General features: G+C 72.6%; 23 protein-coding genes. 17 read left to right on the forward strand and 6 right to left on the reverse strand.

Annotated elements, in window-relative coordinates:
* The 14 genes from KIK08_RS11075 to KIK08_RS11140 form a co-directional block, all read left to right on the forward strand.
* A partial coding sequence (locus KIK08_RS11075) for a molybdopterin dinucleotide binding domain-containing protein (protein WP_305849579.1) occupies nucleotides 1-803 on the forward strand: 803 nt, incomplete at its 5' end.
* A complete protein-coding gene (nuoH, locus tag KIK08_RS11080) occupies nucleotides 800-2,095 on the forward strand; it encodes an NADH-quinone oxidoreductase subunit NuoH (protein WP_214402976.1) in 1,296 nt (431 codons plus the stop codon). The genes KIK08_RS11075 and nuoH, both read left to right, overlap by 4 nt.
* Complete coding sequence (gene nuoI, locus KIK08_RS11085) at nucleotides 2,088-2,630, forward strand: NADH-quinone oxidoreductase subunit NuoI (RefSeq protein ID WP_214402977.1); 543 nt, start codon at nucleotides 2,088-2,090, stop codon at nucleotides 2,628-2,630. The genes nuoH and nuoI overlap by 8 nt, the downstream gene beginning before the upstream one ends.
* Entirely contained in the window at nucleotides 2,627-3,595 is a 969-nt protein-coding gene (locus KIK08_RS11090) for an NADH-quinone oxidoreductase subunit J (RefSeq protein WP_214402978.1), read from the forward strand. The genes nuoI and KIK08_RS11090 overlap by 4 nt, the downstream gene beginning before the upstream one ends.
* Complete coding sequence (nuoK, locus tag KIK08_RS11095; protein ID WP_214402979.1) at nucleotides 3,592-3,891, forward strand: NADH-quinone oxidoreductase subunit NuoK; 300 nt, start codon at nucleotides 3,592-3,594, stop codon at nucleotides 3,889-3,891. The genes KIK08_RS11090 and nuoK overlap by 4 nt, the downstream gene beginning before the upstream one ends.
* 109 nt (nucleotides 3,892-4,000) lie before the next feature.
* Entirely contained in the window at nucleotides 4,001-5,980 is a 1,980-nt protein-coding gene (nuoL, locus tag KIK08_RS11100) for an NADH-quinone oxidoreductase subunit L (protein WP_214403019.1), read from the forward strand.
* Complete coding sequence (locus tag KIK08_RS11105; protein ID WP_214402980.1) at nucleotides 5,977-7,626, forward strand: NADH-quinone oxidoreductase subunit M; 1,650 nt, start codon at nucleotides 5,977-5,979, stop codon at nucleotides 7,624-7,626. Before nuoL ends, KIK08_RS11105 begins: the two co-directional genes overlap by 4 nt.
* Complete coding sequence (nuoN, locus tag KIK08_RS11110; RefSeq protein ID WP_214402981.1) at nucleotides 7,623-9,230, forward strand: NADH-quinone oxidoreductase subunit NuoN; 1,608 nt, start codon at nucleotides 7,623-7,625, stop codon at nucleotides 9,228-9,230. Before KIK08_RS11105 ends, nuoN begins: the two co-directional genes overlap by 4 nt.
* Nucleotides 9,231-9,294: 64 nt before the next feature.
* The gene (locus tag KIK08_RS11115; protein ID WP_214403020.1) at nucleotides 9,295-10,236 is read left to right on the forward strand and encodes a polyprenyl synthetase family protein; all 942 of its coding nucleotides are present in this window, start codon (nucleotides 9,295-9,297) and stop codon (nucleotides 10,234-10,236) included.
* Between the two features lie 98 nt (nucleotides 10,237-10,334).
* Nucleotides 10,335-11,057 carry an ABC transporter ATP-binding protein gene (locus KIK08_RS11120; RefSeq protein ID WP_214402982.1) on the forward strand — a complete coding sequence of 241 codons (723 nt, stop codon included), beginning with the start codon at nucleotides 10,335-10,337 and terminating at the stop codon, nucleotides 11,055-11,057.
* Entirely contained in the window at nucleotides 11,057-11,797 is a 741-nt protein-coding gene (locus tag KIK08_RS11125; RefSeq protein ID WP_214402983.1) for an ABC transporter permease, read from the forward strand. The genes KIK08_RS11120 and KIK08_RS11125 overlap by 1 nt, the downstream gene beginning before the upstream one ends.
* Nucleotides 11,782-12,981 (forward strand): sensor histidine kinase, encoded by a 1,200-nt coding sequence (locus KIK08_RS11130; RefSeq protein WP_214402984.1) that lies wholly within the window; start codon nucleotides 11,782-11,784, stop codon nucleotides 12,979-12,981. The genes KIK08_RS11125 and KIK08_RS11130 overlap by 16 nt, the downstream gene beginning before the upstream one ends.
* Nucleotides 12,978-13,616 carry a response regulator gene (locus KIK08_RS11135; protein ID WP_214402985.1) on the forward strand — a complete coding sequence of 213 codons (639 nt, stop codon included), beginning with the start codon at nucleotides 12,978-12,980 and terminating at the stop codon, nucleotides 13,614-13,616. The genes KIK08_RS11130 and KIK08_RS11135 overlap by 4 nt, the downstream gene beginning before the upstream one ends.
* A gap of 87 nt (nucleotides 13,617-13,703) precedes the next feature.
* Entirely contained in the window at nucleotides 13,704-14,624 is a 921-nt protein-coding gene (locus KIK08_RS11140) for a zinc metalloprotease (RefSeq protein WP_214402986.1), read from the forward strand.
* Between the two features lie 423 nt (nucleotides 14,625-15,047).
* Here KIK08_RS11140 and KIK08_RS11145 read toward each other — a convergent pair whose 3' ends face one another.
* The 3 genes from KIK08_RS11145 to KIK08_RS11155 all read right to left on the reverse strand — a co-directional run bounded on the left by KIK08_RS11145 (nucleotide 15,048) and on the right by KIK08_RS11155 (nucleotide 18,991).
* A complete protein-coding gene (locus tag KIK08_RS11145) occupies nucleotides 15,048-16,124 on the reverse strand; it encodes a 2-oxoacid:ferredoxin oxidoreductase subunit beta (protein ID WP_214402987.1) in 1,077 nt (358 codons plus the stop codon).
* A 73-nt stretch (nucleotides 16,125-16,197) separates the two neighbouring features.
* On the reverse strand, nucleotides 16,198-18,078 hold the full coding sequence (locus KIK08_RS11150; protein ID WP_214402988.1) for a 2-oxoacid:acceptor oxidoreductase subunit alpha: 1,881 nt from the start codon (nucleotides 18,076-18,078) through the stop codon (nucleotides 16,198-16,200).
* A gap of 163 nt (nucleotides 18,079-18,241) precedes the next feature.
* Nucleotides 18,242-18,991, reverse strand: coding sequence for an enoyl-CoA hydratase (locus KIK08_RS11155; protein WP_214402989.1), 750 nt, complete (start codon nucleotides 18,989-18,991; stop codon nucleotides 18,242-18,244).
* 146 nt (nucleotides 18,992-19,137) lie between these two features.
* Between KIK08_RS11155 and htpX the strand changes: the two genes are divergently transcribed.
* On the forward strand, nucleotides 19,138-19,998 hold the full coding sequence (htpX, locus tag KIK08_RS11160) for a zinc metalloprotease HtpX (RefSeq protein WP_214402990.1): 861 nt from the start codon (nucleotides 19,138-19,140) through the stop codon (nucleotides 19,996-19,998).
* A 3-nt stretch (nucleotides 19,999-20,001) separates the two neighbouring features.
* On the opposite strand, the gene KIK08_RS11165 is transcribed toward htpX, so the two are convergent.
* Both KIK08_RS11165 and KIK08_RS11170 read right to left on the reverse strand, forming a co-directional pair.
* Nucleotides 20,002-20,757 carry an SRPBCC family protein gene (locus tag KIK08_RS11165; protein ID WP_214402991.1) on the reverse strand — a complete coding sequence of 252 codons (756 nt, stop codon included), beginning with the start codon at nucleotides 20,755-20,757 and terminating at the stop codon, nucleotides 20,002-20,004.
* Entirely contained in the window at nucleotides 20,754-21,344 is a 591-nt protein-coding gene (locus KIK08_RS11170) for an ArsR/SmtB family transcription factor (RefSeq protein WP_214402992.1), read from the reverse strand. Before KIK08_RS11170 ends, KIK08_RS11165 begins: the two co-directional genes overlap by 4 nt.
* Before the next feature lie 77 nt (nucleotides 21,345-21,421).
* Here KIK08_RS11170 and KIK08_RS11175 point away from each other — a divergent pair, with 77 nt between their 5' ends.
* Together KIK08_RS11175 and KIK08_RS11180 are read left to right on the forward strand one after the other, a co-directional pair.
* A complete protein-coding gene (locus tag KIK08_RS11175; RefSeq protein WP_214402993.1) occupies nucleotides 21,422-22,249 on the forward strand; it encodes a helix-turn-helix domain-containing protein in 828 nt (275 codons plus the stop codon).
* 102 nt (nucleotides 22,250-22,351) lie between these two features.
* The gene (locus KIK08_RS11180; RefSeq protein ID WP_214402994.1) at nucleotides 22,352-23,074 is read left to right on the forward strand and encodes an alpha/beta fold hydrolase; all 723 of its coding nucleotides are present in this window, start codon (nucleotides 22,352-22,354) and stop codon (nucleotides 23,072-23,074) included.
* Between the two features lie 152 nt (nucleotides 23,075-23,226).
* On the opposite strand, the gene KIK08_RS11185 is transcribed toward KIK08_RS11180, so the two are convergent.
* Nucleotides 23,227-23,538: a hypothetical protein gene (locus KIK08_RS11185; protein WP_214402995.1), complete on the reverse strand. Its 312-nt coding sequence runs from the start codon at nucleotides 23,536-23,538 to the stop codon at nucleotides 23,227-23,229.
* Nucleotides 23,539-23,703: the final 165 nt, after the last annotated feature.

Raw genomic sequence — 23,703 nt, forward strand, 5'->3', positions numbered from 1 at the left:
TCGAGCGGGTGTGGGGGCTGGCCGAGGGCGCGCTGCCGTCCGCGCCGGGCCGCGACACGGCGGCCATCCTGGCCGCCGCCGCGTCCGGCGAGCTGGGCGCGCTGGTGGTCGGCGGGGTCGACCCGACCGACCTGGCCGACCCGGCCGCCGCGCTGGCCGCGCTGGCCGAGGTGGGCTTCCTGGTCAGCCTGGAGCTGCAGGCCTCGCCGGTCACCGAGCTGGCCGACGTGGTCCTCCCGGTCGCGCCCGACGCGCAGCGCGCCGGCAGCTACCTGAACTGGGAGGGGCGGCGCCGCGAGTTCGGCCCGGCCCTGGACGCCACCGGTGTCCTGCCCGACTGCCGCGTCCTGGACACGCTGGCCGTCGAGATGGACGTCGACCTGTTCACCCAGACCCCGGCCGCCGCACTGGGCGACCTGGAGCGCCTGGGCTACGCCACGGGCCCCGCGCCGGCCCCGCCGACCGGGTCCGCTCGCCCGCTGCCCCGGCTGGGCTACGGGCAGGCCGTGCTGGCCACCTGGCGGCAGCTGATCGACGACGCGGCGCTGCTGGTGGACGAGCCTGCGCTGGCCGGCACCGCCCGCCCGGCGTACGCGCGGACGAACGCCGCCACCGCCGAGCGCCTCGGGCTCACCCCGGGCGAGCCGGTGACGGTGAGCACCGACCGCGGCGCGGTGACGCTGCCGCTGGCCCTGGCCGACCTGCCCGACGGCGTGGTCTGGCTGCCGGGCCGCTCCGGCGACTCGCACGTCCGGTCCCGGCTGGGCGCCGGGCACGGCGATCTGGTGGGGGTGACAGCATGACCGAAACCCAGATGCTGCTGGCCGACGACCCGATCTGGCTCGTCCTGATCAAGGTCGTCGCGCTGTTCGCGATCGGGGTCGTGCTGACCCTGTTCATGATCAACTGGGAGCGCAAGGTCGTCGGGCGGATGCAGCAGCGCCCGGGCCCCAACCGCACCGGCCCCGGCGGTTGGCTGCAGTCGCTGGCCGACGGCCTCAAGCTGGCCTTCAAGGAAGACATCATGCCGGCGGCGGCCGACAAGCGGGTGTACTTCATCGCCCCGGTCATCTCCACCGTCCCGGCGTTCGTGGCCTTCTCGGTGATCCCGTTCGGCGGGAAGGTCACGATCTTCGGCGAGGAGACGGTGCTGCAGCTGGTCGACCTGCCGGTCGGCGTGCTGGTGGTGCTGGCCTGCTCCTCGATCGGGGTCTACGGCATCGTGCTCGGCGGCTGGTCGTCCGGCTCGCCGTACCCGCTGCTGGCGGCGCTGCGCTCGGCGGCCCAGGTGATCTCCTACGAGATCGCGCTGGGCCTGTCGATCGTCGGGGTCGTCCTCTACGCCGGGTCGCTGTCCACCGCCGACATCGTGGCCGCGCAGGCGAGTTCGTGGTTCGTGCTGCTGCTCATCCCGTCGTTCGTGGTGTTCACGATCGCCATGGTCGGCGAGACGAACCGAGCGCCGTTCGACCTGCCGGAGGCGGAGTCGGAGCTGGTCGGCGGGTTCCACACCGAGTACTCGTCGCTGAAGTTCGCGCTGTTCTTCCTGGCCGAGTACGTGAACATGGTGACGGTCTCGGCGATGGCCACCACGCTGTTCCTCGGCGGCGGGATGTGGCCGTGGCCGCTGTCGGCGCTCAACGCCAACGGCTGGCTGCAGATGATCGCGTTCCTGATCAAGACGCTGATCTTCCTGTTCGTGTTCATCTGGCTGCGCGGCACGCTGCCGCGGTTCCGCTACGACCAGTTCATGCGCCTGGGCTGGAAGGTACTGGTGCCGGGCAGCCTGCTGTGGATCCTGACGATCTTCGCGATCCGGGCCTGGCGCTCCACCGGCGGTTCGACCACCGCGCTGCTGGTGACCGTGGGCATCCTGCTGGTGGCGGTGCTGGTGATCGCCTTCCTGGTGCCCGAGCGCAAGCAGAAGGAACAGACGATCGAGCTGGCCTCGGACTTCCCGGTGCCACCGCTCGACCTCAAGGTCCCGACCAAGCCCGCGCGCCGCAAGCGCCGCGACCGCTCCGTCGGCACCGGCCGCACGCGCGAGCCCGCCCTCGCCAGCGGCGCCCCCGCCAAGGAGGACGACGATGTTTGAGTTCTTCAAGGGCTTCGGCGTGACCTTCGGGACGATGTTCAAGAAGGTCGTCACCGAGGAGTACCCGGAGAACTTCCCGCCGGCCGCGCCCCGCTACCACGGCCGCCACCAGCTCAACCGCCACCCGGACGGGCTGGAGAAGTGCGTGGGCTGCGAGCTGTGCGCCTGGGCCTGCCCGGCCGACGCGATCTACGTCGAGGGCGGTGACAACACCGAGGAGGAGCGCTACTCGCCCGGTGAGCGCTACGGCGCGGTCTACCAGATCAACTACCTGCGCTGCATCGGCTGCGGCCTGTGCATCGAGGCCTGCCCGACCCGCTCGCTGACGATGACCAACTTCTACGAGCTGGCCGACGACAACCGGCAGGACCTGATCTACACCAAGGAGCAGCTGCTCGCGCCGCTGCTGGAGGGCATGGAGCAGCCGCCGCACCCGATGCGCCTGGGCGAGCACGAGCAGGACTACTACGTCCAGGGCCCGAGGCTGGCCAGGACCGGCGCCAAGGGCGACCCGGTGGGGGAGCAGGTCAGGTGAACGTGCTGGAGTTCCTCGCGCAAGCCCCGCCACCGCCCGCGGTCGACACGGTCACCACCGGCGAGGCGATCACCTTCTGGGTGCTCGGTCCGCTGGCCCTGCTCGGCGCGCTGGGCATGGTGCTGGCCCGCAACGCGGTGCACTCGGCGCTGTGCCTGGTCGGCACGATGTTCTCGCTGGCGGTGTTCTACATCGTCCAGCAGGCCCCGTTCCTGGGCTTCGTGCAGATCATCGTCTACACCGGCGCGATCATGATGCTGTTCCTGTTCGTGCTGATGCTGGTCGGGCGCGACAGCTCCGACTCGGTCGTCGAGGTGCTGCGCGGGCAGCGGCTGGCCGCGCTCCTGCTCGGCCTCGGCCTGGCGGTGCTGCTGGTCGCCACCATCGGCCCGTCGCTCACCTCCGTGCAGCCGGTCGGCCTGGCCGCTGGCGACGCGGGCTCCAACGGCAACGTCACCGGCATCGGGACGCTCGTCTTCACCGAGTACCTGTTCGCCTTCGAGCTCACCTCGGCGCTGCTGATCACCGCGGCGCTCGGCGCGATGGTGCTGGCCTACGCCCAGACCAGGGCGCACGCCAAGCGCACCCAGCGCGAGACGGTCGAGGCGCGGCTGCGCGGCGAGCACGACCGGATCTCCCCGCTGCCCGGCCCCGGCGTGTTCGCCACCGGCAACTCGGTGGCCGTGCCCGCCCTGCTGCCCGACGGCTCGATCGCCCCGGAGTCCATCTCGGCGATCATCGACGCCACCCCGGTGCAGGAGGCGGAGCCCCGGGCGGTCGACGCCCACTCCATCACCGGCACCCCGTCCACGGGGGGCGGCCAGCAGGCCGTCGTGGACGCCCCCGGCGACGACCGCGAGGGCGTCGCCGGCGCACTGGCCGGCACGACCGGCGGTCGCGGCGACGCGAGCGTCGGCGGTCGCGGCGACGGCCGTCCCAGCGGGACCGAGGAGAACCAGCCGTGACCCCGACGTACTACCTGCTGCTCTCGGCGCTGCTGTTCTCCATCGGCGCCGTGGGCGTGCTCGTGCGCCGCAACGCGATCGTGGTGTTCATGTGCATCGAGCTGATGCTGAACGCGGTCAACCTGACCCTGGTGACCTTCGCCCGGATCAACGGCCAGCTCGACGGCCAGGTGATGGCGTTCTTCGTCATGGTCGTGGCCGCGGCCGAGGTCGTGGTCGGCCTGGCCATCATCATGTCGATCTTCCGCACCCGCCGGACGGCGTCGGTCGACGACGCCAACCTGCTCAAGTACTGAGCCGTACTGAACCACTGAGGAGCTCCCCGGTGCCCCCCGTCCCCACCTCCCGCGCGGTCCGCCGGACCGCCGGTACGAGCCCGTGCTGACCGCGGTCCCGCCGGTCGAGCTGCCCGAGATCGGGGCCGCCTCCGGCGCCGCGTCGCTGGCCTGGCTGCTGTTCGTGCTGCCCGCGCTGGGCGCGCTGGTGCTGTTCGTGACCGGCCGCCGGGCCAACGCGTGGGGGCACTGGCTCGGCGTCGCGACGGTGCTGGCGTCGTTCGCGATCGGGCTGGCGATCTTCTTCGAGACCCTGGGCCTGAGCCCCGAGCAGCGCACCCGCGAGCTGCACCTGTTCGACTGGATGTCGGTCGGCTCGTTCACCGTCGACTTCGGCGTCCGGCTCGACCCGCTCTCGCTGACGTTCGTGCTGCTGATCACCGGTGTCGGGTCGCTGATCCACATCTACTCGGTCGGCTACATGGCCCCCCACGCCGGCGGCGACGGCGACGACGACCACGCCGAGCCCGGCGGCGACTCGTCGCGGCGGCGGTTCTTCGCCCAGCTCAACCTGTTCGTCGCGGCGATGCTGGTGCTCGTCCTCGGCAACAACTTCGTGCTGCTCTACCTCGGCTGGGAGGGCGTCGGCCTGGCGTCCTACCTGCTGATCGGCTTCTACCAGGACCGCCCGTCCGCGGCCACGGCGGCCAAGAAGGCGTTCCTGATGAACCGGGTCGGCGACGTCGGCCTGGCCATCGCGATCTTCCTGCTCTGGCTCGAACTGGGCACCGTGCAGTACAGCGAGGTCTTCGAGCGCATCGGCGAGGTCGGCGCGCCCACCCTGGTCGCCATCACCGTCATGCTGCTGCTCGGCGCGTGCGGCAAGTCCGGCCAGTTCCCGCTGCAGGCGTGGCTGCCCGACGCGATGGAGGGCCCGACCCCGGTCTCGGCCCTGATCCACGCGGCGACGATGGTCACCGCGGGGGTCTACCTGATCGCCCGGTCCGGCCCGATCTACAACCTGACCGAGACCGGCCGGCTGGTCGTCACCCTGGTCGGCGTGGTCACCCTGCTCATCGGGGCGATCATCGGCTGCGCCTACGACGACATCAAGAAGGTGCTGGCCTACTCCACGGTCAGCCAGATCGGCTACATGTTCCTGGCCGTCGGGCTCGGCCCGGCCGGCTACGCGCTGGGCATCTTCCACCTGCTCACGCACGGCTTCTTCAAGGCCGGGCTGTTCCTCGGCGCCGGTTCGGTCATGCACGCCATGAACGACGACGTCGACATGCGCCGCTACGGCGGGCTGGCCCGGCACATGCCGATCACCTTCGTCACGTTCGGCCTGGGCTACCTGGCGCTGATCGGCTTCCCGCTGCTGTCGGGCTACTTCTCCAAGGACGCCATCATCGAGGCGGCGTTCGGCCAGGAGGGCTGGCAGGGCTGGGTGTACGGCGGCGCGGCCACGCTGGCCGCCGGGCTCACCGCCTTCTACATGACCCGGCTGGTGCTGATGACGTTCTTCGGCGAGAAGCGCTGGCAGAACCTGAAGTCGGCGGACGGGCACGACTACCACCCGCACGAGTCGCCGGTCACCATGACCGCGCCGATGATCGTGCTGGCGATCGGGTCGGTCGGGGCGGGCGCGATCCTGTCCGGCATCGGGCTCACCGAGTGGCTGGCGCCCTCGCTGGGCGAGCTGCGGGAGTCCGAGCACGGGGTGCTGCCGCACGCGGTCATCCCGTGGCTGGTCGTCGGGATCTCCGCACTCGGGGTGCTGATCGCCTACCTGGTCGTCGGCCGGCGGCCCACGCCGGTCGAGCGCCCGGAGCGGGTCTCGCTGCCGGTCCGCGCGGCCCGCCGCGACCTCTACGCCAACGCCATCAACGAGACCTTCATCGCCCGCCCCGGCACCTGGCTCTCCCGGGCGCTGGTCTTCGTGGACAACCGCGGGGTCGACGGCGTGGTCAACGGCACCGCCGCCCTGCTGGGCGGCAGCTCCGGGCGGTTGCGCCGGTTCCAGACCGGGTTCGTCCGGTCCTACGCGCTGTCCATGCTCGGCGGCTCGGTCCTGGTGATCGCGGCGATGCTGGCGGTGCGGTTCGCATGAACGGAGGCAACGTGCTGCTGCTCCTCCTGCTGCTGGTGCCGTTCGTCGGCGCGGTGGCGGTCGCCCCGCTGCGGGCCAACGACGCGCTGGCCAAGCAGGTCGCCATGGGCTTCGCCGCGGTCTCGCTGGTGCTGACCGCGCTCACCTGGTCCAGCTACTCGGTGGCCGACGCCGCCGACGGCACCCGGTTCCAGCTGGAGTTCGGCGTCGACTGGATCCCCGCCTTCGGCACCCGGTTCGCGTTCGGCGTCGACGGCATCGCGCTGGTGATGCTGGCGCTGATCGCCGTGCTGGTGCCGATCGTGATGGGCTTCTCCTGGGCCGAGAAGCTGCCGGAGGGTCGCACCGCGGCCGGGTTCTTCTCGCTGCTGCTGGCCACCCAGGGCACGCTGGTCGGGGTCTTCGCGGCCACCGACGTGTTCCTGTTCTACGTGTTCTTCGAGGCCATGCTGATCCCGATGTACTTCCTGATCGGGCGCTTCGGCGGCCCGCGCAGGCAGTACGCGGCGGTCAAGTTCTTCCTGTTCTCGCTGCTCGGCGGCCTCATCATGCTGGCGTCGGTGATCGGGCTGTTCGTGGTCAGCGGCGAGCGGCTGGGCCAGGGCACGTTCACCTGGGCCGACCTGCAGCGCATGGCGGAGTCGGTGCCCGAGTCCACCCAGATCTGGCTGTTCCTCGGGTTCTTCGCGGCCTTCGCGATCAAGGCGCCGCTGGTGCCGCTGCACACGTGGCTGCCCGACGCCGGTGCCGAGGCCCCGGTCGGGGCGGGCGTGCTGCTCGTCGGCGTGCTGGACAAGGTCGGCACGTTCGGGTTCCTGCGCTACTGCCTGCCGCTGTTCCCGGCAGCCTCGCAGACGCTGGCCCCGCTGGTGCTCACGCTGGCCGTCATCGGCGTCCTGTACGGCGCGCTGCTGGCCGTCGGCCAGACCGACATGAAGCGGTTCGTCGCCTACACCTCGATCGCCCACTTCGGGTTCATCGCGCTGGGCATCTTCTCGTTCTCCAGCCAGGCGCTCTCCGGCGCGGCGCTCTACATGGTCAACCACGGCATCTCGACCGGCATGCTGTTCATCGTGGTCGGCCTGCTGATCGCGCGTGGCGGCTCCCGCCTGGTCGACGACTACGGCGGCGTGCACAAGGTGGCGCCGCTGCTGGCCGGCGCGTTCCTGGTGGCCGGTCTCAGCTCGCTGGCCCTGCCCGGCACCAACTCGTTCGTCAGCGAGTTCCTGGTGCTGGTGGGCTCGTTCCCGCGCCAGCCGGTGTTCACGATCCTGGCCACGGTCGGCATCATCTTCGCCGCGCTGTACGTGCTGTGGATGTACCAGCGCACCATGCAGGGCCCGCTGCGCGGCGCGGCCGTGCTGGGCGCGCTGGAGCGTGCTGTGCCGTCTGCCGCCTCCGCGGGAGGAAGTACGTCGGCGGGCGGCGGACCGGGCACCATGCTCGACCCGGCCGTCTCGGCCAAGCGCGACGGCGTGGGCTTCCCCGACCTGAGCGGGCGGGAGATCGCGGTGCTGACCCCGCTGATCGTGCTCATCCTGGTTCTCGGCTTCTTCCCCGGCCCGGTGCTCGACGTGATCGAGCCGTCGGTGGCGGCCACCATGACCGAAGTGGGTCTCGGCGACCCGGTGGGAGGACTGCGGTGAGCTTCATCGCGCAGGCGGTGCCGCTGGAGGTACCGCCGATCGACTACGGGGCCATCGCCCCGCTGCTCATCGTGCTCGGCATGGCCTGCATCTCGGTGCTGGTCGAGGCCTTCCTGCCGCGCCACCAGCGCTGGCCGGTCCAGGTAGCGCTGACGCTGGTCACACTGGTCGGCGCGGGCCTGGCGCTGGGCCTGTACGCCGGCACCGGCCCCGATGGCATCACCACGCTGGCCGACGCCGTCGCCGTCGACCCGCCCACGCTGTTCCTGTGGGGCACGCTGCTGGCGCTGGCGCTGGGCAGCGTCCTGCTCATCGCCGACCGCTCGGTCGAGCCGGGCGGGGCCTTCCTGGCCTCGGCCGAGAGCCGGGCCGCGGTGGTCGGCGTCGGGGGCTCGCGCGCCGGTGGCGTCGGCCGGTCGGCCGAGGAGCGCGGTTACGGCTCGCCCGACCAGGCGCCCACCATGCAGACCGAGGTCTTCCCGTTCACGCTGTTCGCGCTCGGCGGGATGATGACCTTCGTCGCGGCGAACGACCTGCTGACGATGTTCATCGCGCTCGAGGTGCTGAGCCTGCCGCTGTACCTGATGTGCGGGCTCGCCCGGCGCAGGCGGCTGCTGTCGCAGGAGGCGGCGGTCAAGTACTTCCTGCTCGGCGCGTTCGCCTCGGCGTTCTTCCTCTACGGCCTGGCGCTCATCTACGGCTACGCGGGCACCATCCGCTTCCCGGAGATCGCCGACTCCGTCGTCGCCTCGCCGATGTCCGACGCGCTGCTGCTGGGCGGGCTCGCCCTGCTGGTGGTCGGGCTGATGTTCAAGGGCTCGGTCGGCCCGTTCCACACCTGGACGCCCGACGTGTACCAGGGCGCCCCGACGCCGGTCACGGCGTTCATGGCGGCCTGCACGAAGGTCGCCGCGTTCGGCGGCATCCTGCGGGTGCTGCACGTCGCGTTCGGCGACTCCCGCTGGGAGTGGCGGGGCGTGCTGTGGGCCGTGGCCATCGCCTCGATGGCGATCGGCGCGGTCATCGGCCTCACCCAGACCGACGTCAAGCGGATGGTCGCCTACTCCTCGGTGGCCCACGCCGGCTTCCTGCTCATCGGTGCGATGTCCATCACCGAGCAGGGCGTCTCGGGCACGCTGTTCTACCTGCTGGCCTACGGCTTCACCACGCTGGCCGTGTTCGGCGTGATCAGCCTGGTCCGCGACGCCGACGGCGAGGCGACGCACCTGTCCCGGTGGGCGGGTCTGGCCAAGCGTTCTCCGGTGCTCGCCGCGGTGATGACCTTCCTCCTGCTCGCACTCGCCGGTATCCCGCTGACCAGCGGGTTCACCGCCAAGTTCGCGGTGTTCGCGGCGGCCCTGGAGGACGGGATGGCCCCGCTGGTGGTCATCGCGCTGGTCGCCAGCGCGGTGGCGGCGTTCTTCTACATCCGGGTCATCGTGCTGATGTACTTCAGCGAGCCGGCCGAGGACGGCCCCGCGGTCACCGTGCCGGGCGCCTTCACCACGGCCGCCATCACCCTCGGCGTCCTGATCACCCTGGTGCTTGGGATCGTCCCCACACTCGCTCTGGGCTGGGCCGGGGCCGGCGGCTTCGTAGGCTGAGGGGGTGTCCGTTAACGCGATCGCCGGTGTAGAGGTCGACGACCCCCAACTGGCGGATGCCCTCATGGTGGGTCTCGACCGGGTCGAGGACGTCCTGCACCGCGAGGTGCGGAGCGACTTCACCTTCGTCGCCGAGACCTCCCTGCACCTGATCGATGCCGGCGGGAAGCGCTTCCGGCCGTTGTTCACCCTGCTCGCCGCGCAGACCGGCCCCCGCCCCGACTCGGACGATGTGGTCCGCGCGGCGGTGGTGGTGGAGCTGATCCACCTGGCCACGCTCTACCACGACGACGTGATGGACGCGGCCACCATGCGCCGGGGCGCGGAGAGCGCGAACTCCCGCTGGGACAACTCGGTGGCCATCCTCACCGGCGACTTCCTCTTCGCCCACGCGTCGCGGCTCGTCGCCGACCTCGGCCCGGAGGCCGTGCGGATCATCGCCGAGACGTTCGCCGAGCTGGTCACCGGCCAGATGCGGGAGACCCGCGGCCCGCAGCCCGGCGAGGACCGCGTCGGGCACTACCTGACGGTCATCGCCGAGAAGACCGGCTCGCTGATCGCCACCTCGGGCCGCTACGGCGGGATGTTCTCCGGCTGCCCGCCCGAGCAGGTGGCGTCGCTGCAGCGCTTCGGCGCCCTGATCGGCACCGCCTTCCAGATCTCCGACGACGTCATCGACATCGCCTCGCCGTCGGCCAGCTCGGGCAAGACGCAGGGCACCGACCTGCGCGAGGGCGTGCACACCCTGCCGATGCTCTACGCGGTCGAGGGCACCGACGAGGGCTCGGAGCGGCTGCGCAAGCTGCTGTCGCGCCCGATCACCGACGACGCCGAGATCGCCGAGGCGCTGGAGCTGCTGCGGGCGGGCGACGGGGTGGCGCGCACCCGGGAGTTCCTGGCCGAGCAGGCCGCCGCGGCCCGCCACCAGCTCGTCGACCTGCCGCCGTGCCCGGCGACCGACGCGCTGGCCTCGCTGACGACGTACGTGGTCGACCGCACCGGCTGACCGCGCCCGACCGATCGACCGGCGGTCAATCGAACGGTTGACCGCCGGCGCGTGGCTCGGGTGATGGATCGGCCCGCCCGGCGCCGCAGGCTACCGGTGTGGACACAACGGAACCGGTCGTCGAGATCGACGATCTGCGCAAGGCCTACGGAGCCGTCACCGCCGTGGACGGCGTCTCGCTGCGGGTGCACCGCGGCGAGGTGTTCGGCGTGCTGGGCCCGAACGGCGCGGGCAAGACCACCACGGTCGAGTGCGCGGTCGGCCTGCGCCGACCGGACTCGGGCACCGTGCGGGTGCTCGGGCTCGACCCGGGTACCGACCCGGACGACGTCCGCCAGCGGGTCGGGGTCCAGCTGCAGCAGGCGGTGCTGCCGCAGCGGATGACCGTGCGCGAGGCGATGGCCGTGTTCGCCTCGGCGTACCGCCGCGCCGTCGACCCGGACGCCCTGCTGGCCGAGTGGGGCCTGCGCGAGCAGCGCCGGACCGCGTTCGGGAAGCTGTCGGGCGGGCAGCGGCAGCGGCTGTTCATCGCGCTGGCGCTGCTCGGCGAACCGGAGGTGGTCGTGCTCGACGAGCTGACCACCGGGCTGGACCCCGCGGCCCGCCGCGACACCTGGGCGCTGGTCCGCGGGCTGCGGGAGCGCCGGGTGACCGTCCTGCTGGTCACCCACGCGATGGACGAGGCCGAGATGCTGTGCGACCGGCTGGTCGTGATCGACCGCGGGCGGGTGGTGGCTGCAGGCACCCCGGAAGCGGTCCGCGGCGAGCACCGCAGCCTGGAGACCGCCTACCTGGCGCTGACCGCGGAGGGGGTGGCCTGATGCGCCCGCTGGTCGTGCTGACCCGCGTCGAGACCACCCTGCTGTTCCGCGAACCGGCCGCGGTGCTGTTCACCCTGGCCCTGCCCCTGGTCCTGCTGGGGCTCAACGGCGCGGCCGGCAACGCGCCGCGCCCGGAGCTCGGCGGGGCCGGGGTGGTGGACGTGGTCGTGCCGGGCTACCTGGTCTACGTCATGGCCACCTCGGGGATCATGGGGCTGGCCGAGACCCTGGCCGACTACCGCGACCGCGGCATCCTGCGCCGGATGCGGATCAGCCCGCTGCGGCCATGGCAGATCCTCGGCTCGCACGCGCTCACCCACACGGCGATGAGCGCGGTCGGCGCCGTCATCCTGGTGCTGGTCGGGGTGCTGGCGTTCGACCTGCGGCTGCCGGCGTCCTGGGGCGCGGTGCTGCTGGCCCTGCTGCTCGCCACGGCGTCGACGGTGGCGACCGGCTTCCTGCTGGGGGCGCTGCTGCCCACCGTGCGCACCACCCAGGCGGTTGCGGCGGCGCTGTACTTCCCGGCCATCCTCGTCTCCGGGGCGCTGTTCGCCCGCGAGGCGCTGCCCGCGGTCGTGCAGCGGATCGGCGACTTCCTGCCGATGACCTACGCGGTGCGCGCCCTGCGCGCGGGCTGGACCGACGGTGTCGTGGACGGGCCCGCGCTGGCTATCCTCGCTGCGGTTGCACTGGTCGCCACCCTCGTCGCGGTCAAGTCCTTCCGGTGGGAGTCGAGCTGAGTGCCAACGCGGTCGAGCCGGTCGTCGGGCGCGACGCCTGGGACCGGCTGACCGCGCTGTGGCACCTGCTGTTCGCCGGCACACTGGCCCTGCCGACGGTCATCACCGTCGTGTTCGCCGGGTTGGCGCCGCCCGACCGACTGCTCGTCGGCGGCCTGGCCGTCGCGTTGGCGGTGTGGCACGCGCTGCTGCTGACGCGGGCCCCGCTGGGCGCTCCGCCGGGGATCGCGGTGCTGGTGTACTGGCCCGGTGCGGTGGCGCTGACCGCCGCGCTCGCCGGCTACGGCGAGAGCTACACGATCCTGCTCTACGGGCTGTACCCGCTGGCGTTCATCACGCTCGGCTGGTGGGGCATGGTGCCGCTGCTCGCGCTCACTGCGCTGGTGACCTGGCGGACGGGCGCCTGGGCGGACGGCCCCGGCGCCGTGATCGACGTGGTGGCCACCGCGCTGCTGGCCACGGTCATCGCGGTGGTCGTCAACGCGGTGGCCCGGCAGAGCGACCAGCGCCGGGAGGCGCTGGAGGCGCTGGCCCGCACCCGGGCCGAGCTGGCCGACACCGCCCGCCGCGCCGGCGTGCTGGAGGAGCGCCAGCGGCTGGCCCGCGAGCTGCACGACACCGTCGCCCAGGGCCTGACCAGCATCGTCACCCACCTGGAAGCGGCCGACCAGGCCGTCTCCGAGCAGCCCGAACTGGCCCGCACCCACCTCGACACGGCCCGCCGCGCCGCCCGCAACGGCCTCGGGGAGCTGCGCAGCACGGTCCAGGCCCTGCGCCCGGACCTGCTGCACGGCGCCTCGCTCGACCAGGCGCTGCGGCGCACCGCGCGGCAGTGGGCCGACGAGCACGGCGTGCCCGCCGAGGTGCGGGTCACCGGGGAGCGGGTGGCGCTGCACCCCGACGTGGAGACCGCGCTGCTGCGCGTCGCGCAGGAGGCCCTGAGCAACACCGCCCGCCACGCCGGCGCCACCCGCGCCGTGCTCACCCTCTCCTACCTGGGGGACACCGTGACCCTCGACGTGGACGACGACGGCCGCGGCTTCGCCGGCCCGCCACCGACCCGCCCGGACGGCGGCTTCGGGCTGATCGGCATGCGCGAGCGGATCGCCGCGCTCGGCGGCCGCCTGGACGTGGAGAGCGCCCCCGGCGAGGGCACCACCGTCGCGGCGGCGGTGCCGGTGTGAGCGGGACGGTGCGGCTGGTCGTTGTCGACGACCACCCGGTGGTGCGCGACGGGCTGCGCGGCATGCTCGCCGGCCAGCCGGACCTGGAGGTGGTCGGCGAGGCGGGGGACGGCCGGGAGGCGCTGGCCCAGGTGGCCCGCCTCCACCCGGACGTCGTGCTGGTGGACCTGCGGATGCCCCGGCTGGACGGGGTGGGCACGATCCGGGCGCTGACCCGCGACCACCCCGGCGTCCGGGCGCTGGTGCTCACCACCTACGACGAGGACCAGGACATCCTGCGCGCCCTGGAGGCCGGCGCGGTGGGCTACCTGCTCAAGGACACCCCGCGCGAGGAGTTGTTCCGGGCGGTGCGTGCTGCCGCGCGCGGCGAGTCGGTGCTGGCGCCGTCGGTCACCGCCCGGCTGCTCGGACGGCTGCGCAACCCCCTGCCGGACGTGCCGAGCGACCGCGAGTTGGAGGTGCTCGCGCTGGTGGCCCGCGGCCTCACCAACCGGGCGGTCGCGCGCTCGCTCTCCATCTCCGAGGCGACGGTCAAGACGCACCTGGTGCACGTGTTCGGCAAGCTCGGCGTGGACGACCGCACGGCCGCGGTCACCGTGGCGTTGGAGCGCGGGCTGCTCAGCCTGGACCGCTGAACGCGGGGCGGGGTGCGGCAGCCGCACGAGCGCCGGCGCCCGGTCGGCCGCTGCCCGTGGAGTGGTTCGCCACCTAGCGTGACAGCCATGGCTGACAGCCCGGTGCCGAGCGTCCGCAGGTGTGCCACTCCCATCGTCCACGAGCGCCTGCTGCGCACGGCCCCCGGCTACCGGGAGGCGCGGGAGCGCAGCGAGAACGCTGCGTGGTCCGGCGCCCGCGGTACCGCCGCGCAGCGCCCCGGCGTCACCCGGATCCCGGTCGTGGTGCACGTCGTGCACAACACCCCGGAGCAGGACATCTCGGCCGAGCAGGTGCGGTCCCAGATCACCGCGCTGACCGCCGACTACCGCGCCCGCAACGCCGACATCGGACAGGTCCCCGAGCCGTTCGCGCCGCTCGTCGGCGACGCCCGCATCGAGTTCGCGCTCGCCACCACCGATCCCGACGGCAACCCGACCGACGGCATCACCCGCACCGCGACCGACGTGGCGCTGTTCGCCGACGACGACGCGGTGAAGTCCGCGGCCACCGGCGGCGCCGACCCCTGGCCCACCGACCGCTACCTGAACCTGTGGGTGGCGCCGCTGGTCGAGGGCCTGTTCGGCTACGCCCAGATGCCCGGCGGACCACCTGAGACCGACGGCGTGGTCATCGCCTACATCGCGTTCGGCACCCTCGGCACCGTCTCCCCGCCGTTCCACCTCGGCCGGGTGGCGACGCACGAGATCGGGCACTGGCTCAACCTGCTGCACATCTGGGGCGACGACGGCGACGGCTGCAACGGCACCGACTTCGTCGAGGACACCCCACCGCAAGCCGGCCCGAACGTCGGCGCCCCCGAGTTCCCTCACTTCACCTGCGACAACGGCCCCAACGGCGACCTGTTCGTCAACTTCATGGACTTCACCGACGACCCGGTGATGGTGATGTTCACCCAAGGCCAGGTCGCCCGGATGCAGGCCTGCCTGGACACCGACCGACCCACACTCGGCACCCAACTCCCCTAACCGTCGAGAACGAAGTTGTCGTGATCAACAGGCCCTGTGGATCACGACAACTTCGTTCTCGACGGGGCGCCTGGGCGCCGCGCTGGTCGGACGAAGGTCGCTCTCGTGCGGCCCCGCCCGCTCCCCGGGGACGCCCTTCACCAGCGCTGCGGCGACCCGACCGGCGCTGCGACTCCCCACCAGCGCTGCGAGACCACCCCAGCCCTGCAAGGAGCGTCATCGGCCTGCATCTGGCAGCAGCGAGCGCACGCACGGGCCGTTCGCCTCGTCCTCGCAGCGCCAGGTCGGTCGTCGCAGCCCGCCGGCGCGCTGCGACGTCCCCGCCAACCCTGCGAGGACACGCCAGCCCAGCTTTGCGAAGCCCCGAACACCAGGAGAGCCACGACCCGAGCGGGCCGTGGCTCTCCTGGCGGTAGCTGCGGATCAGCCGGCGACGGTCCAGGTGTCGCGGCCGTTGAGCAGCCCCTGCAGGTCGACCTGCGGGGTCCGCTCCTTGGCCTCGGCGACCTGCGCGCGGGCGAGGTCGTCGTAGGTGGGGCGGCTGACCTGGCGGAAGATGCCGGTGACCGTGTGGTTGAGGTCCTGGTCCGACAGCCGCGACAGCGCCCACGACAGGTTCTGGTCGGCCTGGTCGTGCACGACGATCTGGGACTGGTCGATCTCGTCGGCCTTGGCCACGGTGAGCCCGAAGCCCTCCTGCACCACGGCGTACTCGCCGAGCCCGTCGTCGCCGGCGGGGCCGAAGCGGATCGGCTCGCCGTGGCGGACCGGGATGAGCCGCTGGTCCTTGGTCTCCGGCTTGCGCAGCAGGTCGAACGAGCCGTCGTTGAAGATCGGGCAGTCCTGGAAGATCTCCACCAGCGCGGTGCCGCGGTGCGCGGCGGCCGCGTTGAGGACCTCGGTGAGGCCCTTGCGGTCGGAGTCGATGGCGCGCCCGACGAAGCTCGCCTCGGCGCCCAGGGCCACCGAGACCGGGTTGAACGGGTGGTCCAGCGACCCCATCGGCGTCGACTTGGTGATCTTGCCCTGCTCGCTGGTCGGCGAGTACTGGCCCTTGGTCAGCCCGTAGATCCGGTTGTTGAACAGCAGGATCGTCATGTTGACGTTGCGGCGCAGCGCGTGGATCAGGTGGTTGCCGCCGATGGACAGCGCGTCGCCGTCGCCGGTGACGACCCACACCGACAGGTCGGGGCGGGTGACGGCCAGGCCGGTGGCGATCGCCGGGGCGCGGCCATGGATGGAGTGCATGCCGTAGGTGTCGAGGTAGTACGGGAAGCGGCTGGAGCAGCCGATCCCGGACACGAACACCGTGTTCTCCCGCTTGATGCCCAGCGTCGGGAGGAACGAGCGGACGGCGGCCAGCACGGCGTAGTCGCCGCAGCCGGGGCACCAGCGCACCTCCTGGTCGGAGGTGAAGTCCTTGGCGGTCTGCTTGTCGTCGGTCTTCGGGACGTCGTCCAGGCCGCCGATCAGCGGCAGGCCCAGGTCGATCGCGGTCATGCCCACTCCTCGCCGGCGCTCGTCGCGGACATGACCTTCGGTGCTGTGTTTGATGATGACCTCGCGAGCTCGGTCATGTTTGCACTCCCGTCAGGTACCCCAGGAACACGTCCTGCAGCTCTTCGGCCTTGAAGGGCAGCCCGGAGACAGTGGTGTAGCTGTGCACGTCCACGAGGTAGCGGGCGCGCAGCAGCAGGGACAGCTGGCCGAGGTTCATCTCGGGCACCAGCACCGTCCGGTATCGGCCGAGCACGTCGCCCAGGTTGGCGGGCAGCGGGTTCAGGTGCCGCAGGTGGGCGGTGGCGATCCGGTGGCCCATGCCGCGCACGCGGCGGGCCCCGGCGATGATCGGGCCGTAGGTGGAGCCCCAGCCGACGACGAGGACGTCGGCGTCGCCGGTCGGGTCCTCGACCTCGACGTCGGCGACCTCGATGCCGTCGATCTTCGCCCCGCGCAGCCGGACCATCCGGTCGTGGTTGGCGGGCTCGTAGGAGATCGAGCCGCGGCCGTCGGCCTTCTCCAGGCCGCCGATCCGGTGCTCCAGCCCGGGGGTGCCGGGGATCGCCCACGGACGCGCGAGGGTGTCGTCGTCGCGCAGGTAGGGCCAGAACTCGGCGCCGTCGGGCGAGTTGCGCTCGGTGGCGAAGCCCGGCTCGATCCTCGGCAGCGAGTCGGCGTCGGGGACCTTCCACGGCTCCGACCCGTTGGCCAGCGAACCGTCCGACAGCAGCAGGACCGGCGTGCGGTAGGTGACCGCGATGCGCACGGCCTCCAGCGCGGCGTCGAAGCAGTCGCCGGGGGACCGCGGCGCCACGATCGGCACCGGGGCCTCGCCGTTGCGGCCGAACATGGCCTGCAGCAGGTCGGCCTGCTCGGTCTTGGTGGGCAGCCCGGTGGACGGGCCGCCGCGCTGCACGTCGACGATCAGCATCGGCAGCTCCAGGGCCACCGCCAGGCCGATCGTCTCGGACTTCAGCGCGAGCCCGGGCCCCGACGTCGTGGTGACGCCGAGCGCGCCGCCGAACGCCGCGCCCAGCGCCGAGCCGACGCCGGAGATCTCGTCCTCGGCCTGGAACGTGGTGACGCCGAACGCCTTGTGCTTGCTCAGCTCGTGCAGGATGTCCGAGGCCGGGGTGATCGGGTACGAGCCGAGGAACACCGGCAGCCCGCTGACCCGCCCGGCCGCCACGATCCCGTAGGACAGCGCCGTGTTGCCGGTGATCTGGCGGTACGTGCCGACGTCGAGCTTGGCCGGGGCCACCTCGTAGGTGACCGCGAAGGCCTCGGTCGTCTCGCCGTAGGCGTGCCCGGCCTTGAACGCCAGGATGTTGGCCTCGGCCAGGTCGGGGCGGCGGGCGAACTTCTCCCGCAGGAACCGCTCGGTGCCCTCGTGCGGCCGGTGGTACATCCAGGACAGCAGGCCCAGCGCGAACATGTTCTTGGCCCGCTCGGCGTCCTTCTTGGACAGGCCGGTCTCGGCGAGCGCGCCCTTGGTGAGGGTGGCCATGGCCACCGGGAACACCGAGAACTGCGCCAGCGAGTCGTCCTCCAGCGGGTTGGCGTCGTAGCCGACCTTGGTGAGGTTGCGCTTGGTGAACTCGTCGGTGTTGACGATGATGACGCCACCGGCCGGCAGGTCGCCGACGTTCGCCTTGAGCGCCGCCGGGTTCATCGCGACCAGCACGTCGGGCCGGTCGCCGGGGGTGACGATGTCGTAGTTGGCGAAGTGCAGCTGGAACGACGACACGCCTGGCAGGGTGCCGGCGGGCGCGCGGATCTCGGCGGGGAAGTTCGGCAGGGTCGACAGGTCGTTGCCGAAGGCGGCGGTCTCGGAGGTGAACCTGTCGCCGGTGAGCTGCATACCGTCGCCGGAATCGCCGGCGAAGCGGATGACGACGCGGTCGCGGGGGACTACTTCCGACCGCTGCTCGACGGCGGTGTCGGACTGGGACATGTCGCGGTCGGTCCTCGATTCCGGGACGGAAATGTGCGTACCCCCGAGGTTAACTCGCCGCGCGACTGAGTGTCGCCTCACCCCGAGTGAGGTCACAGCCGCGGCGCTACCGGGGGTGCCCGGATGATCACCAGCTGATCACCGGACCGATCCCGGTACCGGTTCAGCGCGAGCGGATCGACTCCTGCAGCGCGGCCAGCCGCTTCTGGAACTCGGCGGAGTGCACCGATGCGGCCTGCGCCCGCACCTCGACCTCGACGGCCTGTTCCTGGGTGCTCATCGCGGACGTCAGCCGCATCGTCGACTTGGTCGTCACCGCGAGGTCGCGCGGCAGCCCCGCCGCCCGCGCGGCCATCTCGACGGCGGCGGCGCGCACGTCCTCGGCGACCCGGTGCACCAGCCCGATCCGGACGGCCTCCTCGGCGTCGACCACCTCGCCGAACAGCGTCAGCGCCGCCGCGCGCTGGTAGCCGAGCACGCGTTGGGCCATCCAGGTGTAGCCGCCGCCGGGGTGCAGGCCCAGTTGCAGGAACCGGGCGTCGAACTTCGCCCTCGGCCCGGCCAGCCGGACGTCGCAGGCCAGCGCGAGGTTCAGCCCGGCGCCGACGGCGGCGCCGTTGACCGCGGCGATCGTGGGCAGCGGGAACTCGGCGACGGCGAGGAACCCGGAGTAGACGCGGCGCAGGACGGCCGGGTCGGCGTCGGCGAGCTCGCCCAGGTCGCCGCCGGCGCAGAACGCGGGGTCCTCGCCGGTGATGACGACCCCGCCCACGCCGTCGTCGTCCGCGCAGCGCTCCAGCGCGGCGACGAGCTTCCCGGACAGCTCCAGGTTCATCGCGTTGCGCCGTTCCGGGTTGGACACGGTGAGCACGGCGACGCGGTCGGTGATCTCGGTGCGGACGTCGGTGGCCATGCGGTGATCCTGCCCGTTCGGGCCCGGTCGTGGCGGGTCGCGCACGTCACGCGGCTCCCGCGACGCCCCCGGAACACCGCCCGACCGTGGCTCGTTCACCCGGTGGAGTTGGTCGGAATGAGGACCCTGAAAGGACGGGTCGCGCAGTGCACAGGCACCTGAACGGGCTGAAGACCGCGCTGCTCCTCGGCGGGATGACGGCGCTCGTGCTGCTGGTGGGCTCGCTGTTCGGGCGCACCGGGCTGGTGGTCGCCGCGGTGGTCGCGGTGGGCGTGAACGGCTACGCCTACGTCAACTCCGACACGCTCGCCCTGCGGGCCATGCACGCCCGCCCGGTCTCCGAGCTCGAAGCGCCGGTGATGTACCGGATCGTGCGCGAGCTCTCCCGGGCGGCGCGCCAGCCCATGCCGCGGCTCTACATCAGCCCCACCGCCGCCCCCAACGCGTTCGCCACCGGCCGCGGCCCCCGCCACGCCGCGGTGTGCGCGACGACGGGCCTGCTGGCGATGCTCGACGAGCGCGAGTTGCGGGCGGTGCTCGGCCACGAGCTCTCCCACGTCTACAACCGCGACATCCTCATCTCCTCGGTCGCCGGCGCGCTGGCCTCGATGATCGGCCTGCTGGCCAACCTGGCGATGTTCGCCGGGCTGTTCGGCGGCGACTCCGACGACCGCCCCAACCCGCTCGCCGTGCTGCTGATCGCGCTGCTCGGGCCGGTGGCCGCGGCCATCGTGCAGATGGGGGTGAGCCGGTCGCGGGAGTTCCAGGCCGACGCGAGCGGCGCCGAGCTCACCGGCGACCCGCTCGCGCTGGCCTCGGCGCTGGCCAAGCTGGAGGTCGGCACGCAGCGCGCCCCGCTCGCGCCCGAGCCCCGGCTGACCGCCCAGTCGCACCTGATGATCGCCAGCCCGTTCCGCGTGGGCGACTCGATGACCAGGCTGTTCTCCACGCACCCGCCCATCGAGGAGCGGATCCGCCGGCTGCGCGAGCTGGCCGGCCGGCGCTGACCGTCAGTCCCCGGCGGGCGGCGGGAACAGGCCGGTGAGCCAGGCGTCCCACGCCTTGGAGAGGGTCTCGGTGTCCACCGGTTCGCCGTAGAAGTAGTGGTAGGCGCTGACCCCGCAGCCGGCGTCCCCCTCGGCGCCGATGCGGTGCAGGCCGTGCGCGGACCGCACGCCGAGGAACTCGGGGGTGGCCACGTCGACCACGCCGGTGAGCTCCTGCGGGCCGGTCAGCGTCACCCGCTCGCCGACCGCGGGCACGGAGCCCAGCCCGAGACCGCGCAGCAGCACGGGCCACGCCTGCTCCTTCGAGCCCGGCGCCATGGCCATCGTGAGGACGTTGTGCACCGGCTGCCCCGCGAAGTGCTCCAGGTAGGCGCGCAGGTTGCCGAAGAACAGCGTCCAGCCCTTGTCGAACGAGTCGTACTCGTCCTCCCAGCCCTCGGCGGTGAAGCCGCTCTGCACGAACCGCAGCACGGTGCCGCCGCCGTCGCGGCCCTCGACCAGGAACTCGAAGGCCATGTCGGGGCCGTCGCCGGGGCGGGGTTCGCCGTAGCCGAAGCGCCGGCCCGGCTCCCATGCGGTCACCTTGCCGGTACCGGTGAAGGCGCCCCCGAACGACGCCCTCACCTCGCCGCCCTCGTGCTGCTCCACCTCGTGCGGGACGAACCAGGTCGAGATGCCCGGTCCGGTGGCGATCAGGTCCCAGACCCGCTCGGGGGACGCGTCCAGCTCGACGGTCTTCTCCAGCTTGCGCTCGGTCACGGTTGTTCCTCTCGGTGGACGGGGTGCACGGCGACGACGACGCGGTGCGGACGGCCGCCGGGCGCGGACTCGTCGTGGTACTTGCCGACCAGTCGGGTCACGGCGTCGGCCAACTCCTCGGCGAACGCGGCCCGGTCGGCGGCCGAGGCGAAGCGGACCTCGCCGTCGGCGGCGAACGTGGCGACCCGTTTGCCGGTGGCGGCGGCGCCGGTCAGCAGGGCGCCGACCTCGCGGATGGTCCGCGCGGCCACGGCGACCAGCCAGCGGGCGGAGAGCCGGTCGGGCGCGCGGTCGGGGTCGGGGGCGAGCGCGCCCAGCGCGGCGGGTGAGATCACGTAGCTGGCCGCGCTGGCCCGCATCACCCGCTCGGTCATGTTGCCGCGCCTGCGTTCCTCGACGAGTTCGACGAGGCCGTGCTCGGCGAGGACGCGGAGGTGATAGTTGATCTTCTGGCGGGGGATGCCGACCCGCGTGGCGAGCCCGCTCGCCGACGCCGGCTCGGCCAGCTCGGCGAGCAGCCGGGCCCGCATCGGGTCGAGCGAGACCTCCGCGGCCGCGGCTCGGTCGATCACTCCCAGTTCCTGCATGGGTCGACGGTCTCACCGACAAGAAAATTTGTCAACGACGGGATGTGCTTGTCGGTGCCGAGCGGCATCCTGGTCCCATGACCGGCCCGGACGTCTCCACGACGAGCGAGTACGGGGTGCTGGGCGTCCGCGACGTCGACTTCTCGCTCGACCGCTACCCCCCGTCGGGCGACCTGTCGGCCCTGGTCGAGCGCCACTGGCTGGTCTCGTGGGAGCTGCCGCCCGGCCGCGAGGCCTCGGTCACCCTGCTGCCGCACCCGTGCGTCAACGTCGTGCTCGACGCCGGCCGCCTCGCCGTCTGCGGCGTCGGCCGCGACCGGTTCACCTACGCCTACCGGGGCCAGGGGCGCGTCTTCGGCGTGAAGTTCCGCCCCGGGGGCTTCCTGCCCTTCCTCGGGCGCCCGCTGTCCGACATCACCGGCGCGGTGCTCCCGGCCGAGCAGCTGTGGGGCCCCGCCGCCGGTGCGCTCGCCGCCCGGATGTCGGCCGCCCCCGGCGTCGACGAGCTCGTCGGCCGCGTCGAGGCGTTCCTGCGCGAGCGCTGGCCGCCGGACGACCCGCAGGTCGCCTACGTCGGCCGGATCGTCGCCGCCCTGCTGCACGACCGCACCATCGCCCGCGTCGACGACGTCACCGAGCGCTTCAACATCGCTCCGCGCACGCTGCAGCGGCTGTTCGCGCGGTACGTGGGCGTGAGCCCGAAGTGGGTGCTGCGCCGGTACCGGCTGCACGAGGCCGCCGCTGTGCTCGACCGCGAGCAGCACCGCCCGTGGGCCGAGGTGGCGGCCGAGCTCGGCTACTTCGACCAGTCGCACTTCATCCGCGACTTCACCGCGGCGGTCGGGATGACGCCGGTCGCCTACGCCCAGGCGTGCCGGCGGAAGCAGGCCCCGGTCCGGGCGTAGCCAACCCGACATCGCCGCCGACCGCGCATCGCCCGTCGAGTCTGACCGAAAGCGCCATTCGCTCTACTGTTCGCGCCGCCGGACGTCGGCCATCCTGGCGCGATGACGGACGTACGGGTGCGGCAGGGTGGCCGCGGCGGACCCACGGTGCTGCTGCTGCACGGGCTCGGGGCCACGGGCGACGTGTGGAACGGGCTCACCGCCCTGCTCCCGGGGGCCTGGGTCGCTCCCGACCTCCCCGGGCACGGCGGCTCGGCGCCGCTGGACAAGTACAGCTTCGCCGACGTGGCCGCGGTCCTCGCCGACCTCGTCGACCCGGACGGCACGGTGGTGCTCGGTCACTCGTTCGGCGGCGTGGTGGGCCTGCACCTGGCCACCCGGCCGGGCGTGCTGGCCGTGGTGGGCCTGGGCATCAAGGTCGTCTGGACCCCGGACGAGCTGGCCCGGGCCGCCGCGCTCGCCGCCCGCGAGCCGGCCCGGTTCGACACCCGGGCCGCGGCGGTGGCCCGGCACCTGCGCCAGGCCGGCCTGGACGGGCTGGTGCACCCCGACTCTCCGGAGGCCGGGTCCGGTGTCCTCGAGGAGCTGGACGGGCGCTGGCGCCCGGTGCTCGACCAGCGCGCCTTCGGCGTCGGCGACCCGCAGGTCGCGGCGCTGGTCGACGCGAGCCCGGTGCCCGTGCTGCTCGCCCGCGGCGAGCGCGACCAGATGGTCACCACCGAGCAGCTGGCCGAGCTGGTCCCCGAGCCCGTCGACCTGCCGGGGCTGGGGCACAACGCGCACGTGGAGGACCCGGCCTCGGTGCTGAGCCTCCTGCCGGCCTGACGGAACCCGCCCCGCGGTGTCTTCGCAGGGGCGGTGTGGTCGGCGCAGAGTCCACAGCACCTGCGAGGACAACGGGGACTCTGCGAAGACGGCGTCGACCTTGCCGCGGCGCGCCGGCGAGCGACGACCGGTGAACGCCCGTGGCCACCGCGCTAGTTGTCGGCGGCTTCCAGGCGGTCGAGCTGGGCGATGGTGCGCTGCAGCAGGATGGCCAGGTCGACGCGGCCCTCGCGCAGCGACGCCACGACCTCCCGGTCGAGGTCGAGCGCCTCGGCCCGGCGCACGAACTTGTCGTGCGCGGCCAGGGTGGCGGTCTGCAGTTCGATCATGCGGCCGAGCGCGGCGCGGTACTCGTCGGGCCGGTCGCGCACGAGCTTGGCGTCGAGGGTGGCGTCGAGCGACGCCTCGGACAACGCCAGGTAGGCGTCCCGCTCGGCCTGCAGGGCGTCCGGTTCGCTGTCCATCCCGAAGAGGCTAGTGGTGCGCCGACCCCGATCGGGTGACCCGGGTCGGAGCCGGCCCGGACCGACGGGAACCCGTCACCGTCCGGGCCCGGGACGTCGCGGAGCGTCCGGTTCCTGTCGGTGGTCGCGGTTACCGTCGCCCCATGACATTCCGTGCAGAGGTGA

Origin of the sequence: Pseudonocardia lacus (assembly GCF_018531445.1) — a bacterium.
Lineage (GTDB): Bacteria > Actinomycetota > Actinomycetes > Mycobacteriales > Pseudonocardiaceae > Pseudonocardia > Pseudonocardia lacus.

Bases quoted from the DNA above. Each gene is read 5' to 3' on its own strand.
- nuoH (WP_214402976.1), top strand. From the start codon at position 800: ATGACCGAAACCCAGATGCTGCTGGCCGACGACCCGATCTGGCTCGTC.
- nuoI (WP_214402977.1), top strand. From the start codon at position 2,088: ATGTTTGAGTTCTTCAAGGGCTTCGGCGTGACCTTCGGGACGATGTTC.
- KIK08_RS11105 (WP_214402980.1), top strand. From the start codon at position 5,977: ATGAACGGAGGCAACGTGCTGCTGCTCCTCCTGCTGCTGGTGCCGTTC.
- KIK08_RS11115 (WP_214403020.1), top strand. From the start codon at position 9,295: ATGGTGGGTCTCGACCGGGTCGAGGACGTCCTGCACCGCGAGGTGCGG.
- KIK08_RS11125 (WP_214402983.1), top strand. From the start codon at position 11,057: ATGCGCCCGCTGGTCGTGCTGACCCGCGTCGAGACCACCCTGCTGTTC.
- KIK08_RS11140 (WP_214402986.1), top strand. From the start codon at position 13,704: ATGGCTGACAGCCCGGTGCCGAGCGTCCGCAGGTGTGCCACTCCCATC.
- KIK08_RS11145 (WP_214402987.1), bottom strand. From the start codon at position 16,124: ATGACCGCGATCGACCTGGGCCTGCCGCTGATCGGCGGCCTGGACGAC.
- KIK08_RS11150 (WP_214402988.1), bottom strand. From the start codon at position 18,078: ATGTCCCAGTCCGACACCGCCGTCGAGCAGCGGTCGGAAGTAGTCCCC.
- KIK08_RS11155 (WP_214402989.1), bottom strand. From the start codon at position 18,991: ATGGCCACCGACGTCCGCACCGAGATCACCGACCGCGTCGCCGTGCTC.
- KIK08_RS11170 (WP_214402992.1), bottom strand. From the start codon at position 21,344: ATGCAGGAACTGGGAGTGATCGACCGAGCCGCGGCCGCGGAGGTCTCG.
- KIK08_RS11175 (WP_214402993.1), top strand. From the start codon at position 21,422: ATGACCGGCCCGGACGTCTCCACGACGAGCGAGTACGGGGTGCTGGGC.
- KIK08_RS11180 (WP_214402994.1), top strand. From the start codon at position 22,352: ATGACGGACGTACGGGTGCGGCAGGGTGGCCGCGGCGGACCCACGGTG.
- KIK08_RS11185 (WP_214402995.1), bottom strand. From the start codon at position 23,538: ATGGACAGCGAACCGGACGCCCTGCAGGCCGAGCGGGACGCCTACCTG.